The 16,560-nt window shown below is 54.9% G+C and carries 13 protein-coding genes; 3 read left to right on the forward strand and 10 right to left on the reverse strand.

Annotated features, from left to right (window positions below; genetic code table 11):
* Positions 1–190: 190 nt before the first annotated feature.
* A complete protein-coding gene (locus FKG95_RS21710) occupies positions 191–2,146 on the reverse strand; it encodes a right-handed parallel beta-helix repeat-containing protein (protein WP_179954215.1) in 1,956 nt (651 codons plus the stop codon).
* A 968-nt stretch (positions 2,147–3,114) separates the two neighbouring features.
* On the opposite strand from FKG95_RS21710, the gene FKG95_RS21715 reads away from it, so the two are divergent.
* Positions 3,115–4,116 (forward strand): polysaccharide deacetylase family protein, encoded by a 1,002-nt coding sequence (locus tag FKG95_RS21715; RefSeq protein WP_179954216.1) that lies wholly within the window; start codon positions 3,115–3,117, stop codon positions 4,114–4,116.
* A gap of 47 nt (positions 4,117–4,163) precedes the next feature.
* On the opposite strand, the gene wecB is transcribed toward FKG95_RS21715, so the two are convergent.
* From wecB to FKG95_RS21730, 3 genes are all read right to left on the reverse strand, one after another.
* Entirely contained in the window at positions 4,164–5,276 is a 1,113-nt protein-coding gene (gene wecB, locus FKG95_RS21720; RefSeq protein ID WP_142898516.1) for a non-hydrolyzing UDP-N-acetylglucosamine 2-epimerase, read from the reverse strand.
* A gap of 15 nt (positions 5,277–5,291) precedes the next feature.
* On the reverse strand, positions 5,292–6,647 hold the full coding sequence (locus FKG95_RS21725; protein ID WP_142898517.1) for a glycosyltransferase: 1,356 nt from the start codon (positions 6,645–6,647) through the stop codon (positions 5,292–5,294).
* Between the two features lie 285 nt (positions 6,648–6,932).
* Positions 6,933–8,273 carry a putative O-glycosylation ligase, exosortase A system-associated gene (locus FKG95_RS21730; protein ID WP_142898518.1) on the reverse strand — a complete coding sequence of 447 codons (1,341 nt, stop codon included), beginning with the start codon at positions 8,271–8,273 and terminating at the stop codon, positions 6,933–6,935.
* A 401-nt stretch (positions 8,274–8,674) separates the two neighbouring features.
* Between FKG95_RS21730 and FKG95_RS21735 the strand changes: the two genes are divergently transcribed.
* The gene (locus FKG95_RS21735) at positions 8,675–8,899 is read left to right on the forward strand and encodes a hypothetical protein (protein WP_179954217.1); all 225 of its coding nucleotides are present in this window, start codon (positions 8,675–8,677) and stop codon (positions 8,897–8,899) included.
* Between the two features lie 137 nt (positions 8,900–9,036).
* Here FKG95_RS21735 and FKG95_RS21740 read toward each other — a convergent pair whose 3' ends face one another.
* The 6 genes from FKG95_RS21740 to FKG95_RS21765 form a co-directional block, all read right to left on the reverse strand.
* Positions 9,037–10,623, reverse strand: coding sequence for a hypothetical protein (locus FKG95_RS21740; RefSeq protein WP_179954218.1), 1,587 nt, complete (start codon positions 10,621–10,623; stop codon positions 9,037–9,039).
* 241 nt (positions 10,624–10,864) lie between these two features.
* Positions 10,865–11,602 carry a class I SAM-dependent methyltransferase gene (locus tag FKG95_RS21745; RefSeq protein WP_142898521.1) on the reverse strand — a complete coding sequence of 246 codons (738 nt, stop codon included), beginning with the start codon at positions 11,600–11,602 and terminating at the stop codon, positions 10,865–10,867.
* A complete protein-coding gene (locus tag FKG95_RS21750) occupies positions 11,589–12,035 on the reverse strand; it encodes a GtrA family protein (protein ID WP_142898522.1) in 447 nt (148 codons plus the stop codon). The genes FKG95_RS21745 and FKG95_RS21750 overlap by 14 nt, the downstream gene beginning before the upstream one ends.
* A gap of 6 nt (positions 12,036–12,041) precedes the next feature.
* Positions 12,042–12,923, reverse strand: a complete 882-nt coding sequence (locus tag FKG95_RS21755) for a glycosyltransferase family 2 protein (protein WP_142898523.1) — start codon at positions 12,921–12,923, stop codon at positions 12,042–12,044.
* Between the two features lie 388 nt (positions 12,924–13,311).
* A complete protein-coding gene (locus tag FKG95_RS21760) occupies positions 13,312–13,887 on the reverse strand; it encodes a lectin-like protein (protein ID WP_142898524.1) in 576 nt (191 codons plus the stop codon).
* A 173-nt stretch (positions 13,888–14,060) separates the two neighbouring features.
* Positions 14,061–15,149, reverse strand: a complete 1,089-nt coding sequence (locus FKG95_RS21765) for a GNAT family N-acetyltransferase (protein WP_142898525.1) — start codon at positions 15,147–15,149, stop codon at positions 14,061–14,063.
* Between the two features lie 257 nt (positions 15,150–15,406).
* Here FKG95_RS21765 and FKG95_RS21770 point away from each other — a divergent pair, with 257 nt between their 5' ends.
* Complete coding sequence (locus FKG95_RS21770; RefSeq protein WP_142898526.1) at positions 15,407–16,549, forward strand: GNAT family N-acetyltransferase; 1,143 nt, start codon at positions 15,407–15,409, stop codon at positions 16,547–16,549.
* Positions 16,550–16,560 lie beyond the last annotated feature (11 nt).

A 16,560-nucleotide genomic window follows, 5' to 3' on the forward strand; every position in this document is an offset into this window, starting at 1 on the left:
TCATGTAGCCGCAAAAACCTTGGTGTAGACAGTTTTGCCTCATTTCCAAAGTCTTTTCGGGCTTTGATGGACAAACAATCGCCGGGTAACCGACACGACACGTCTGATATCTTGCCGGCTGGAATGCCCCCCGGAAACCATTTCATTGACCGGCCAATCCGCCAATTGCCATAGAGCAAGGCACTCCCGGTCATTCCGTAAGTCTATTCCGGAGACCCGCTTCCGGCAGAGCGGGATAAGGGGCCAGGCCCGCATCTTCTCTGGTTTTATACCATTTGTTGCTGCTATCGGGTTTTCTGCCGCCGATGATTGTGTTGTTAGAGACTTTGGCCTCAGGAACATCACGGCTATGAACAAACCTGGTTTTCCGTCTCGAAGGTTCTATGACCACAACGTTGCCGGTGATCAGACTTGAGTTGACCGGATGGCCTTTCTTATTTTTGTACGCCAATTCCAGACCGATACCGATAATGTCTTGATTGCTGCTGTTGCTGCCCTCTTGCAGAACATTATTCCGGATGATGACCTCACCCCCGTTCGGAACATCGATCAGGCGGCTATCCTTGCCGTCCAGAGAGGCAATAACGTTTTCCTCAATCGTGGTGCGTGCTGCCCGACTTTTAATGGCGTGGCCTTCATCTTTTGAAGACAGGAAAACACTGTTGCGAACCGTGAGCTCTGTCGCCATACCGATATAGATTCCATGAGACCTGCCACATTTGATGCCACAGGCTCCGCCCAGGCGTTCGAATTTGCTGTTCTCAATGAGAATGCGGCCGCCACCCCTGGACTTGGTAAGGATACCCTGCTGACTGTCACGGAAGTAAACGTCACGCAGAGTCAGATTATCCCCCTCAAGCCTGATACAGGCACCGTTGCCATCCCCAACCTTAATACCTGAACACTCTATACCCTCAACAGTCGTGTTATTGCCTTTAATGACCAGATTGGCCTTGCCTTCGGCAGCTGTTTCGAGCAGGTGAGTGCCCTTCGAACCCCGGACAGTTACATTATTCGCCCTCAAAACTGCCGCTTCATAAAATACGGCACCACCGATCGTGATCACGGCGCCATCCTGAGCTGCCTTAAAAGCTTGCCCGAGCCGCTTGAACTGCCGGCAGTCTCCTCCGTTGCACGTCGACACCACACGATTAGGATCTACGGGCGGCGGCTCCGCCGGGAGCCGGTAAAGCCAAATTCCCTTGTTCGCAGTTCCATAGGCCGCGAAAACGTCCAGGTGCTCCAGATAAATGAACTTCGAGTACGGCCGGCTTCTCTGCGGGGCCGGCCCACCATGGTTTTCATACAGCGTCCATTCGTTGGTAACCGGGTCAAGAGTGAAAATCCGCCGGTCTCCGGACCAGTAAACCAGATTCTTGTCTCTTGAATTGTAGGCTGGGCCTGCGTTCTGGGAGAATGCGGGACGTTTCGTCTCGTTCTGCAGTTCGGATATGCGGAGACCGTCGCCAAGCTTGGCCGATCGCACGCCAGCCCGGTCACTCAAGACAAACAACCGCCGGACCGGATCGATTATGGCAGTGCCATCTGTTCCGGTTTTGCGCACCTTCCGCACCGAGCTGTATTCTCTTCGTTCGACATCCAGGACCCATAAGCGGGAGCGGGAGACCAAAATGATGTTGCCGGTCGCAGGATCCAGTTCCGCAGTCCGATAGCCCGCCATCTTTTGAGTCAGCTCCGGGCTGTGGCCCGTCCAGGTCTTGGTTTTGATGTCAAACTCCCACAGCGGAGCGCCGGACCGTCCCTGGCCGCCGATGCAAAACGCGACCTGTGGCCACACAAAGATGCTCTCGGTTTTGGGACTGTAGACGATGGTGTCGTAAGTGTGACCCGGCACCGGCGCATCGAATTTTCCGTCGCCGTCAAGATCGGGTACACGCGGGCAGGGATGCTGTTTACTCTTCGGCGCATCCCACGCACCGGTCTCCGGGTTTTTATACACGAAGGGGCTGGGCTCAGTGAGCCGGGACCAGCTCAAATCGACAAAATCAAAGGCGTATACCTCGTTACCACTGTAATCCCGGTGACCCCCGCCATGGAAGTACCAGAACCGGCCGTCAAAGGTCGCCCCGTTCCACGTCTTAACCACAGATTGGGGGCCGGTTACCCCCCCGTTCTCCGGGGTCATTTCCCTCGTTGCCAGCACCTGCCTGATCGCCGTGCCGGGCAATTCAAACCATTGCCCCGGCTCCAGGTTTGCCACGATCTCGGCCAGGTCCGGCATTTCGGCCTGTTTTACGGCAAACCGCATGGGATCCGGCAGACCCGCCGCTGTCTCGGTCTTTGGGACCGGCGCCGGCTTCCCGGCTTCCACGGCTTCAAGCGGCTGCGCACGCTTCGGGGCAGGCGTTGCTTCACTTGTCGTTGCTTTCCCAGGAGAGACCGGCGCACCGGGATCTCGAGATTTGTCGGTCGGAGTCGGTTTGGTTTTCTGCTGCGGCGAGGATTGAATTTGCGGCTGGCTCGGAGGCCGCTCGATCGTGAGACCGCCATCGTCGCCACGGCGGATCGCACCATCTTTCCATGTCGACCCTGCCGGCAACTCGGTCAGAAGGATTGTGCGTCCAGAAGTATCCGCATAACTCGCACTCAAAGCGCCGACAAATCCGGTAACGATGGCGCTAGAGACAAACAACACTGTACGGGACACATTTTGCCTCATGAGGCTATTCTCTCCATTGAACCGCTGCCGGCGTCCGGGACGGTCAATAAGCGGAACCGCCGTGATTCCGCGTCCCAGTATCCCGAATCTGAAATTCACTTCATTGAATTTCAGATTCAACGGGACACTCACTCATTGAATATATTGTGACTCAGTCTCGAAAACTTGCCGCGCATCATGCAGCGAACTTCAGAAACATCACACGAGTCACTCTAGGCAATTATCGAAGCTTAAATGAAACCCTGTGTAAACAGGAAGTGGGGATATTGTGACGGGACGAAACCGGCACAAGTTTGCAGGTTATTGAATTTTTCGTTAACTGTCTGGTTTCAGGTCAGCCAAGCGGGCCATCGATGCCCGGAAAAAACAAGCGGAGAGATAACTGGGATATGCTTGCGCAAGAGGCTCACAGACCGATTGATCTGCCGGATGATATGGCACCGTGCCTCACGGTGATCATTGATACTGAGGAAGAATTCGACTGGGACGCACCTTTCTCGCGCGATAATGTGTCGGTCGAGACGATCGCTGCACAACATGCCGCTCAGGATATCTTTGCGCGCTACGGCATCGTACCGACCTATGTGATCGACTATCCGGTCGCGTCAACGGCGTCCTCCGTGGCCGTACTGAAGCCCTTGATGGAAGCCGGAGCCTGCGAGGTCGGGGCGCACCTGCATCCCTGGGTCAGTCCGCCTTACGAGGAAGAAGTCTGCGTGCGCAATTCCTATCCGGGCAATTTGGCGCGGGATCTGGAACGCCGCAAACTGCTGGATCTGACCGAGACGATTGAGCGGAATTTTGGCCATCGCCCGACAGTTTACAAAGCCGGGCGTTATGGCGTGGGAGCCAATACTACCTCGATCTTGACAGAGTTGGGCTACAAGGTGGACGTGAGCGTCGTGCCCTACACGGACTTTACCGGAGACGGCGGCCCGGATTTCCGGCGCTTCGGTTTTCGGCCCTACTGGTTCGGAGACGAAGACAAGGCCCTGCTCGAGCTGCCTCTGAGCACCGGGTTTTACGGAGCCCTGGCGCCCCTGGGTCAGCAGCTATTTCCTCTGATCTCGGGATCTCTTGGTCTCTCTGTCCGCCTGCCCGGGATTCTCTCTCGGAGCAAGTTGCTTGAACGCATCCGCCTCTCTCCCGAGGGTGCGAACCACGCGGAACACCGGCGCCTGACCAAGAGCTTGCTGGCGCAGGGTTGCAGGATGTTTTCCTTTACCTATCACAGTCCGTCCCTGGCCGCCGGCCACACACCCTACGTCCGAAATCAGGCGGATCTCAGCGCTTTTCTCGACAGTCTGGACCGTTATTTCGATTTTTTCATGAATGAGTTGGGCGGACAGGCGACAACCCCTGCGCGTTTCCACGCCCGGCTGACTGAGCCCACGGCCGAAGTGAAGCGGTCGCAGGAGAAGATCGCTACGGCATAGGTCCTGGGACCGTTTTCCCGGGGTCTGAGTTTGGCGGCAACATAGTTTCACGCAGCCGTTACGCGGGCTCTCAGACTGGCGACTACACGCCCGGCAGTCTTGCCGTCCCACATTTCGATCTTTTTGGACTTGGGCCAGTTGCCACTCAAGACTTTGTCCACAGCCGCTTCGACACTGGCGGGAACGGTGAGCCGATTCGTGCCGTCCGTGACTGTGATCGGCCGTTCGGTATTGTCGCGGACGGTGATGCAGGGAATGTCCAGGTAGGTGGTTTCTTCCTGGATCCCGCCGGAGTCGGTGATGACCAGCTTGGCTTCACGCACCAGCCCCATGAACTCCACGTAACCCATGGGCTCCACCAAATGTACACCGGTGGCACCGCTGAGTTTTTCCAACAAACCAAAATCATTGAGCTTTTGCCGCGTTCTCGGATGTGCCGCGAAGACGAGATCGCAGCGCTGCGCAGCACTGACAATGCGGTCAACAAGAATTTCAAGCTTCTGCGCATCGTCAACGTTCGAGGGCCGGTGCAGGGTTACGACGCCATAGTCGCGCGGTCTCAGGCCCAGTTTTTGGTAGGTCGCGGCCGCCTCGATCTTCTCGCGCAGCATTTCATAGGCGTCGAGCATGATGTTGCCCACCCGCTCGATCCGGGCATCGTCTACACCGACGGCCTTGAGGTGCTCGTCGCCGTCGGGCGACGGCGTCCAGAGAAGATCCGCAATCGAATCCGTGACGATCCGATTGATTTCTTCCGGCATGGTCAGGTCGCCGCTGCGCAATCCCGCCTCCAGATGAGCGACCGGAATGCAGAGTTTCGCCGCGACGAGCGCACAGGCCAGTGTCGAGTTGATGTCACCGACCACCACCACCCAGTCGGGCCGCGCCTCGAAGCAGATCTTCTCGTAGGCCATCATCACGCGCCCGGTCTGCTCGGCGTGTGTGCCGCTGCCAACTTCCAAATGATGGTCCGGTTCCGGCAACTGCAGATCCTGGAAGAAAGCATCGGACATGTTGACGTCGTAATGCTGCCCGGTGTGCACGAGAACAGGACGGCACCAGTTCTCTCCCTTCAGGGCGTGAAACAGGGGGGCGACCTTCATGAAATTCGGCCGGGCGCCTGCGATAATGTGGATCTGCGTCGGGGTTTGTTCAGACATCAGCGGGACATATCCTTATTCACCGCGTGGGGGAATGATCTCCCCCAGAAATGCGTTGAGCTTGCGGTACTGATCGTCGCGTGCCAGTCCGCTGCGCGAAGACTCGGGCAACGGCGGGATGCCGCCTTTGCGTTTCATATCGATCCAGACTTCGAGCTGCTTCGCGATTACCTCGGGGTTGGCGCCGTAGAAGCCGGCCTCCCGTTCGCGCAGGAAAGCGGCTGGGACGCCATTTTCCAGACCCAGCAGAAGAATGGGCCGGCGTGCGCCCATATACTCGAACAGCTTTCCGGGCACATTGCCCTGCTCACGCGGGTCGTTCCACTGCATGAGCAGGAGTATATCGGCGTTTTGTTGCAGTTCGACCGCCTCGCGATGGGTGACAGGCGGTTGGACCTCAACCAGAGCTTCGACGTCATAGCGCTTCGCGATCGGCCAGACATGATCCGGATTTGTCCCGTAGAAGTCGATCCGGATGCGGTCCGGGCCGAGACCGAGACTTTGCATAGCGGCGAAGAGGGGCGCCGGATCGCGTTTGCCGGGATAGATACCGCCGGTGTAGACGATGCGCAGCGCCGGCTTGTCCGGCGATCCCAGGCTTGTCGCGTCCTTGAGAACTTCCGGATCGTATCCGTTGTAGACCACCGTGACCGGCTTGCCGTACTTGGCCCGGTAGTCCTCGGCCCAAGGCTCCGAGACCGTCACCAGGGCTGATGAGCGCGCAATCACACGTCGCTCGAGGATTCCGTCGATCCGCAGGCGCCACCCGGGAGGGGGGTCGTAGGGATCGTCAACCCAGCGGTCGCGCAGTTCGGTGACCAAGGGGACATTAAACTGCTTGCTCAAGCGGTAACCGATCAGAAGGCCTGTGAAAGGCGGTGCCGTCGCATAGATCACATCTGGCGTCCACCCCGACAAGAGCGTGCGGCCTTTGCGCACCGCGTGCGGCATCCAGCCGATTCGCGCATCCGGCAGGTTGACCGCATTGCTATAGAACCCGCCGAGCGTGGAGCGCAGGCGCTTTAGAGCCCCGGGAGACTCAGATGCTCCGCGGGAAGCGCTTGCCTGGTTTGCCATTTCGGTCACAGGCCCGCCTTCCGGAGCCTTCCCGGGAGAGAGAAATGGACGGAGCACCGCCTTTGCGGCATCCGTCAGTCGATCGGGGAGAGCGTTGACGTCAGACCAGCGGGCGTAGACCACTTGCTCTTCCGCGATTTCCAGTGGCAAGGTCTTGGGAAAGGGCAAGTCCGCCGCCGCCAGAACCTTCAGATCATGGCCCTGCTGCGAGAGAAAACGCGCCATTCGCCCCATGCGAACGGCGCCGATGGTATTGGCCGGCGGGAAAAACCAGGACACCATGAGTATCTTCACCAGGGACTCCAGTCTGGCGTTCGCGGATCTGAGAAATCTAATTCTTTACTGGCCTTCACGCTCTTTTGCTTTCCTTGGACTTCTCTTCGTGCTCGGCATCAATCGATGTCCCGGTTCTTCAGAACAAGTCTGGATGACGACCGGACCTTCCGGACTTTGTGACTTTCTTGAATTTGATCGTTCTGCAGTGCATCGAAGTCTGGATCAATCAACCTCGCAGTGCTTGAGTGGAGGGCCATTCCCCCGCGCGATCGCGCCATTGGGCGGATCTCAACGCGTGCTTTCTTATCTGTTTGATACTAAGAAATCATTTCGGGTCTGATATGCGGGCAAAGGAACAGGGGCGCCACTGGTCAAAGGAGGACGCATTTTGGCTTGCAGCGTCTCGTTCAGATTCTGTTGAACGAGGATTTTCGCCACCATGATGATCGTCAGCAGGTGATACAAGAGGTCGTAAAACGCCATATTCAGGAAAGCCCCACCAACCCCATAGGCAACAAAGCTCAAGAACATCATGTTCGATAATTCGTGCGCCCATTTGAGCTCGGGACGATATTTTGTCCGGACACGAATCCACCTGCAGTAGTAAGCGGCAGTAAGGCCCAGCATTCCAAACAGCGTGAAACCGATAAATCCGTGTTCGCCCAGCACCTCGAAGTAAATGCTGTGGAATGCTCTGGGTTTGTATGCTTCCGGGACATACTCCATAAAGAGTTCATGATCGAACTGGACAAGGAAGCCGCCCCCAAAGATGGGATTTGCCTTAGCAACTTCATATCCGAACTTCCAGGCATCGAAACGGCCGGATGCCGAACCATCCTCATCATATCGCTCGATCGTGCTCATGCGCTCGATCCATTGCTGAGGGGCAAACGATGCGCCGACGGCGAGCACGACAACCAAACCGAGGCTAATCAGGAACTTTCGTCTGGCTTTGAGCAACAACATCAACGCGACAACGGTTGCGGCAAGGAAAGCGCCGCGGGAGTAAGACGCGAAAACCGCGAGACCGGTGAGCAACAGGGAACAGCCCAAAGCCCGCCGGACCCATATGTTTTCGGTTGTGACCTGCAGATAACGGATGAGCGGCAGCACCACGAGCAGAGAAAAGGCCAGCTGGTTGTTATCCGCAATAAAGGAGTTTTGCGGACCCCACACACGATAGTTGCCGGCAGTTACGATGGCAAAGATGCCGCCTTTGACGCCGTAGTACCCCAGGGACAGAACGATAATCCAGATCAGGGCCTGAAGACGCTCGCGATTTGTGACCAGAACCATCGTCATAAAGGTCATGGCCAGGATTTTTATCGTGCGATCCCACTTTTCAGCCGCATAATCAGGCATAATCGCAAAAAGTGTCGTGAGACTGACCCAAAAGGCGATCATGACGACCAGAACGGAAATCCCATTTACGGGAAGGCGTTTCGGTTCCTTCGACAGCACCGTACCGATCATCGTCAAGAGAGCTACGGCAAGTGCAAACGGGAGGTAATATGCGAATCCCCAAGTCAATCTATGCGGATTCATGTAGGACAACCAACACCACATTGTGATGCCGATGTAGGGCCGCATAAGAATGACCGGAAAGGAGGCCAATATGTTGAGGGTTATGAAGAGATCCCGCATTGCGGCGCAAATTACCCAGCGATTGAAAAATTTTCGGCTCAGCGATTAAGCATGAGTTCGATTGTAAGGCATAAGGTCTTGACGGACCATAAATACCCGCGAGGCCGTTTGTAGGCAATAGCCTCCTGCTGTTCGTCGGCCCCAGGAACCTGCATCGTGATTGCAAAACGAACCCACAAGACTAGTAGACGTTAATCATTCTTGTGATATAGATGTTCGCAGAATCGCTGAAGATGAAGTCTGGGGCAGATTGTCCACAGCACTCGTCGGCCACAGCAACCGAGTGGTATTCGCTCAGGCGATAGAGCTATGGGAGCTGAGCGCCAATGCCCCTCTCGCTAACCATGCTTTGCCGGAATGCGGCGGGACCAAGTTGAAATTCGAACCCGGGACAGTCAAAAGTGGAAGTTTTAAGCAGCTTGATGAACGCAGGACTACTGCTCTCGACCATAGGCCTTGTCGGCCTGCTGATCCACTGGAGCATCAAGAACGACGGAGCCGGTTCAATTAAAGATCAAACTGGTCTGTTCAAGATGCGTGACTTCGAGGCCGAAGAGCAACGAAAGACGGAAAATAAACTTCGGAGAGTCGAGGACAGACTCCAGAAGCAAGACTTCAACTCGTAAAAGCCAGGCCGCGTGTGGTCGCAGTACGCCGGAGTTCTCTCAAGAGTCTCTGAAATCAAGGTCGTGTTTCGAACCGTCATCAGATAAAGCCACAAAAACAACCCTATCCAAACAGCATCCGGTCAAGGCCCGGTCGATCAAGACGGTTCGGAACCTATGCGGTAAACGACAAAATCCGCATTCCGAAACACCGCTGAAACCGATTCTTTGTGCCGCTCTGCAAACGCAATATGAAGCCTGTTCACATCGACGATATCGCGCGTGCCAAAATAACTCGCCACCATTCGAGGCTCGCTGTGCCGCAAGACGAGCGTCCGAACACCTCGATCGCGGAAATGCTGCCATAAAATCCTGTCAAACTCCTGCTCGGACAGATCTGCATCAACTTCCAGCAAATTGGCCGCTCTCAAGCCGGTCTGCAACCGCACTACACCTGTAATTGCGGGAAACCCGGTGGCGACAACTTCGCCAGGCTTAACGCTTGTCGAGAGGAAGTCGTACATCGCCAGCGCACTTGTCGAGGTGGGTCCCTCGTCTAAAGTGTGAAACGGCACCCGCGTCAGATATTGAGTTCCAAAGTTGGCGATAATCAGAGCAGATAATGCAACAACCCCGAACTTTCGGATCCGCTCGCCCAGGTTCAAGACTGTGCTGCAAAAGTTTATGCCTGCGAAGGCATAGTAAAGAATAAGAGGGTATGCCGGTATCAGATACCTCTGCCAAGCAGAGGTTGTGGGCGAGATGAGCAAGCCGGCAAAATAAACTACAATAAAAAATTCGAGAATTGTCGCTCGACCAAATAATCGAGAGAGATAACCGATCGCCACAAGCCCGAGCAAGCTTAGGTACGCCACCCAGGTAAATGCCGAGAAAACAGTGTTCTCCACAAATCTCTGAATGTTGTAATGATACTGCACCACATTCGTGTATACGCGCTCCAGATATACAGACAAATCCGTTGGAAAACTGGATGCATAACGACCGTCGCCTGAGGGAACCAACTTGCTTTGAAGCACGTAGAGTCCGATACCGACAGCCAAGGTCAGAAGAGAGACCAATCGAAGCTTTTTGTGGCGCCAGATGTCATATGCCACGATTGCCGGAAACAGCGCGAGACCAACCGACCGGTACCCGATTGAAAGATAACAGACTACTCCGCAGAGCATTGCGATCAGGAAATGAATCTTTCTGCGCTCCCCATCCTGATCCATTTCCATAAAAAGAACCATGGCGAGGAAAAGCAGAAAGAAAAATTGCAAATCCGAACGAATCTCTTCTTTGAAAGAAAAGAAGTAAGGCGAAAGCCCTATAGTTATTATTATCAATACTGAGCACAAAAGCCCCACCTGATTTCGGCTCAGACGATAGATCAAAGGCAGAGCGGCAAGAAAGCATACAACACCGGGAAGCTTGGAGATCCAAAAGTTCCCGTTACTTAGCTGATAGACCAACGCAATCTGCAGAGACGAGAGAGCCGGGAACACAACCTCAAGATCTTCACGCATCCCAAGGTGAGCCTCACTCAAGACCCGTTCCAAGTATCCCCAAGAATCGAGTATCTTGAGTCCGCTCAGAATGTAATTAAACGTGTCAGTTCCGCCGGACCACATAATGTTTGGCTGCAATGTCAGGACATAAAAAATCGCGACACTGGCAACGATCACAAACAGCAGCCCGTACTCGTAAGCGGGTCGTTCGATGCGTTTCCTGACCGGTTCGTCCATGTCTGTCTCCGAAAGCGTCTGAGAACTCATTTTGTTGATGTCCCGAATAAAACTCTTAGACAGCTTCTGACACCACGGAATAGGAGCATCAGCTGCCGACCGACCGGGCATCTTTGTACAGCGACAGACTGTCCGGCAGTGATCCGGTCGCGAGGAATGTCTGGTGAAGCTACAGTCTCGGGCTCAGTCTAACTGAACAGATAGTGATAACTGCTATCATTAATCCGGTCCAACTTCGAAACTATACTTCAGGTTTACGGAACACTCCCACCCAACTCTGACCAGGCAGAAAGCGGAGATGATCAAGCAGAGACAGGGCGGGAATTGCTATATTGATCAACTTTAGTGCGCCTGGAGAGAATGTCTGTGAGAAGTTGGATTTCTTCTCCCGCTTGGCCCGGTAGGCTATCGCGCCGAGCGGGTTAATTGGCCGGATCCAGACAGTTTCCAAACCTGCGGCCTCGACTACCTGCTTCAACTGGCTTCGGTCATACCGCCGGTAATGGCCTGAAGCTTTATCGATCTCCGAGAAGAGGTCAGCCTGTGCGGGCACTTTGATCGCGACATGTCCGCCAGGTTTGACACACCGGACAACCTTCCGCATCAATTCGGCATCGTCGTCGAAGTGCTCCAGAATATCCATCATTACGACAGCCTGAACCTCTAAACTCTCCAGATCAGCCCAGTCATCTGTCAGATCAAGACGATAGGTCTGCACCTTACCGGAGGGGAAGGCGGCATCTATCCTGTCCAGCAGTTCCTGATTGTAATCGACAGCATACACACGGGTCGCATTTTCTTCGTAAAACTGGATGCCCAGTCCTGCGCCGCACCCAAGTTCAATTACCTGCCCGTGAAGAAAAGGGAGGAATTGTTTGTAAGTCCAGCGGTAATAATTCGGCAACAACTCCATTTGGGACTGGGCTTCGTGATAGGTGCGGTTAGCTGACTCACGATCTGCGACTTCACTGGAGTTCATTTTGATCTTTCGGCCTCGTAAAGATTACGACTTGATAGATGAAAAACTTAGCGACGAAGGAAACACCGACAACGACGACAAGCGCCAGCGCATAGAAGATTCCGAACCCATCATGAAGCACCAAAAATGCCGCATACTCCGTTGCGCGAAACAGAGCTCCGGTAATCAGGTATTTGACCACTTGGGATTGCCAGCGCCCCTCGCTCCGATAGACGTAGAACTTCAATGTAACAAAATTGACGACAAGCGCGAGGCTGAAGGCGAAAGCCGAGGCAACTCTGGGCGTGATGCCGGCGAGTTCGACCAGCAGAACCGGTATCGCCAAGGTTACGGACACACTCAACCCGGTCGCGAGAAGATAACGGACCGTGGTTCGCTGGTGTAAACCCGGCACCCGACCGGCATATTTGGCGAACACAGAATTGACCGGCATTCAGCCTTACCTCGCTGAACGTTTGTCGATCATATCGGCAAGTAACGCAAACATCGCTGTGTTAAATGTGGCCAGGAACAACAGCGTTGTTTTGTCCGAGAGGTTCTGAAGCACAAAGGTATCGAAGGCGAGGCTGGCTGCCGACAAAGCCGCAAAAACCCATACGAAAGGCATAAGCACGCGCATCGGGGCAAAATACGTTCCCGTCCGCATGATCAGAGCACAAAAGCGAAGCGTATCGCGTATCGGCTTGATCTTGGAATTGCCTATGCGGGCCTTGTAGTTGATGGGTTCGAATAAGACGGCGCGATAGGTTGTGAGCATCGCAAGCGTGATTGTAATGGTGAAGCTGAACGAGTTTGGCAGAATACGAAAAAACCGCTGAGCCACATCCCTGCGGAAAACCCGTAGACCGGAGTTGATGTCCGGCACATGCTGACCCGCGATCCAGGAGACCCAAGCCTGCAAAAACACTTTCGGGATCTTGCGGATCTTTGAGTAGGTAACGTTTTCGCCGACCCTGGCTCCGACCACCATGTCATAGTCCTGACACAAGTCGACGAGCTCCGGAATACGCTCATTCGGATAGGTGCCATCCGCATCGGTAATGACAACGAGATCGCCTCGCGCGCGCCCAATCCCGGTTTTAAGCCCTGCGCCGTAACCTCGATTCTTCTGATGTGTCAGAACATTGAGATTTGTATGTTTGCTGGTCAGATCAGTTAATATTTTTCCTGTCTCATCTGTAGAGCCATCATTTACCACAATAATCTCGTAGTCTCTATCTTTCGATATTAGAGACGTTAAATGATCAATTGTCTCCTCGATTGCCCCCTCTTCGTTATAGCAGGGAACAACTATACTAAATTCAGGCTTATTTATTGTCATTTAACTTATCCGGTTAGAGCAAAACTCGAATTCTTCGAGCTCCATACTGGGCATTTTGCATTGCAGCGCGATCATCGATTATTTTTCACGGGAAGACTAGAGCAGAATTGCCTTTGGCGTGATCATGTCAGAAAAACCAAAAAGGTGATTTTGCAAACGAACACCACGCTTGCGAAACTCAGATCGCCTTATCAGCCGAAGCTTGGTGTACCCGGACTACAGACCGCTAGATCCTGCATCAGGTGATTACGGCATAAAGCTTTTGTTATCATTAAAATATGCATTGAGACCTTAGAAATCCGGGATTGCTCCGAATTCACAGGCCATCAAAACCCGCACGTCACTCTCAACTTTCTGAGATTCAATGCGGCAAATCTCCTGAAAACACCTATTTCCAGTAGTCTCCACGCGCCGGGTATTCAACGAACATCATTTTCCAGTGAACATTTTTGGCATTGGCGTTCCACGTAAATCCGGATTTGCTCGACCAGTAATGCACTGCATAGAAATAGTTAAAGTTGCTGCAACCCTCACTCCTGTTCGGATTGTTGGGTTTCTTGCCTTCCACGTTCCATACCCGCCCCCAATTCTGGAAACCGTCCCGTTTGTGCAATCGCCCGTTCGCCCAAATCAGACGGTTGTATTTACAAAGATACTGAAGACCGAACCAAGACGGCTGATCGGGTTTGAACGTGTCTCGTAAAAACGAATTGGTTGCCCTGTCACGAACAACGGCGAGCCTGCCGCGCCGACCTTTATAGCTCCGCTTTGCAGCTAGCTCCTTGACTGCAAGCCAGCTGGTTTCGTTACGGGCAAAACGTCCTGGGTACTGATTTTGCAGGCTCACAAGCTCGAAATAGCTGTCGCTCGGCTCATAATAGACCGGCGTGTCCAACAGAGGCGCCGCGAAGGTTGTCGTTGCGCCACCGACCAACAGCACCAACGCCAGGACTAGTTTTCGCATGATTTCACAGCCCAATTTGTATCTGATCACACAGTATAACTTACGCGTTCGGATTTTTGAGTCAACTCCGTGATATTTCGGAATCAACCGCACCTTGGTTAACAAAAGCAAGCAAAATCAAGGCGTGACGGACTTGGATCTTTTTTTTGGGACCCACGCCGGGATTTTGGCCGTCAGCGGCCGACCCATAGTTTCAACCGGCTCCCGCCCACATGTCGCAGCGCACCAATGGCGCCCGTGAGAGTGCGCGGGTTGAACGCGACGATTCCGCGGCGCTCGCGGCGCTGGCTCAGCCATTGCTTCTTGTAGGCATCATCGCCCCGGCCATAGTCGACTTCGACGATATCGTTGTGGTTCAGAACATGCTCGAGCAGCTTCACGGTGAGAACAGAGCCTGCGGAGAGCTTTTTGAATTCTTCGTCGTAGGCCAGCTTGAAGATCGTGGCGCGCCCGCCGGACACGATCCAGATTTGAGAAGCCGCAGGCCGGTCACCGAGAAAGACGGTGCCCATGCATAGGCACGCCGCCGCCGCCGCTTCTTTTACCAGCCGCCGGGTAAATTCCGGAAAAGGCTCGGGCTCCTTCCAGCTGTTGGCGTAGATCGCATCGTAGGCATCCATGGCCCGCCCCACGCCCTCATCATCCGTGATGATCTCAAAGGAGACATCCTCCATCTTTTCCAGTTTACGGCCCTTGCGCTTGACCGTATTGCGGAGAGCCGATGGTCTGCGCGCCATAAAGCTCTCCAGACTGTCGCCCTCGGTGCTCTCGTACCAGTTGCCGAAATGGGCGTAGCTCTGGACCACGAACCCGGCACCGCGCAAAGCCGTCTCGAAGGCCGGAAAGAATGGCTCGGCCGGATCAAGAGCATCGAAATTCATGACCTGCCAGGCGGGTTTCTCCGCCGCCAGTGCGCGGGCGAAGCCCTCAGCCGCGGCCTCCGGCGTCACTGCTGTCGGGTGAATCAGCGGCAGATAGTGCGTCGTATACATAGTGCTGAAACCGGAAAGAGCCCGGGGGTCGCCGGCCCGCCCGCCCGCAATACCACCCACGCCGTTACGGGCAACCAGCAAGGCAACCGCCGCACCGGCGTCGTCTTCCAGTCCGTAGAGCTGCAGCCCGTCGCCCGCCTCGCGCGTGGTTTCCACCAGTGTCCGGAACCAGGGCCGGCTCGCATAGAAGTTCTGGCGTGCCGTCGCTTCGAACAGCGCTGCATAGCACGCCGGCAGGTCGTTAAGGTCTTTATAGAGTTTCGATTGCATACTGAAGGGAACCGGCAAAATGATTGGCTGGAAAACAAATAGAGTGACAGTGTTTTTTAGATTTTAGGACCCGGCGAAGCGATTCGCGTGCAACAAGTAAGAAACTATTCACAGATCCACATAGCATTTCGTTAACGGCCTATGCTACGACCTTTCGCGGATTTGCGCTGTGCAGATCCGTAACAATTTGATGACAGTCACCGATTCGATCCCACTCCGAATCCCATTGAACCAGAACCCCTGCTAAAACCGAGGCCATGACCGCATCTTATCAGGTTTCCTGCGACGAGATCGCCGATTTGTCCGAGTTCGGCAACGCCTGGCAGGAACTGGAAGCAGGCGGCCACGCCTCATTTTTTCAATCCTGGTGCTGGGTCGGAACCTGGCTCTCCACCCTGCCGGACAGCTTTAAAGCCAAGGCCCTTAGGATTTCGCAAGGTGACCGGTTGGCCGGTCTGGGCGTTCTGATGTTTCACGCGGGGCACCGGCACCGGATCATGCCGGTTGGCCGGTTGCTCCTGAACGAAACCGGCGACGCTCACCATGACCGCCTGACCCTGGAGTATAGCGGCATCCTCTGCGACACGCGCGAGCGCCTGGGCATCACCGAAGCCGCTTTTCGCTGGCTCGACGGCACAGATCGGAGCTGGAGCGAGCTCTGCCTGAGCGGCCTCTTGCCTGAAACCATGTCGGATGTCTCGAAGGCCGCAGACGCTGTCGGGCTCATGCCCTGGATCCAGGACCTGAAACCCTGCGACTACGTCGATCTGAGCATCGTTCGGGACCGCAAAGAGGATTATCTCACGCAACTCAGCCGCAACACCCGGCAACAGTTGCGAAAAGCGTTGCGGCTCTATGAAGCCGATGGACCGCTCTCGTTGACGGCCCCGGATAACCTGGATGAGGCGCATCGGTTTCTGGACGAACTTACCCAGCTGCATCAAAGCTACTGGATTGCGCGCGGCGAAACGGGCTCTTTCTCCAACGACTACTTCAGAAAGTTCCACAGGGCCCTGGTCACGGCCGGCTTTCCCGAGGGCAAAATCCAACTGCTGCGCGCGTCCGCGGGCGACCAGCCTATCGGGTACCTCTATAACTTCCTTCACGACGGCACTGTTTACGGCTATCAGAGCGGCTTTCGCTACGACGATGACCCGAAACGCAAGCCGGGACTGGTCACCCACTATCTCGCGATTGAGCGGAATCTGGCGCAGGGTGCCGGGATCTACGACTTCATGGCGGGATACGGGCAGCATAAGCGCAGTCTCGGCAATGCGACGCAGGACATGACCTGGCTTGTATTGCAGCGCAATATACTCAAGAATCGCGTTGAACAGCGGCTTCGAGGCCTTAAACAACAGCTTGCGGAGCGGAAGAAAGCGCAAAGGCAGCCAGATTAATCGTTGGTGAC

Origin of the sequence: Denitrobaculum tricleocarpae (assembly GCF_007004665.1) — a bacterium.
Classification (GTDB): domain Bacteria; phylum Pseudomonadota; class Alphaproteobacteria; order Kiloniellales; family Kiloniellaceae; genus Denitrobaculum; species Denitrobaculum tricleocarpae.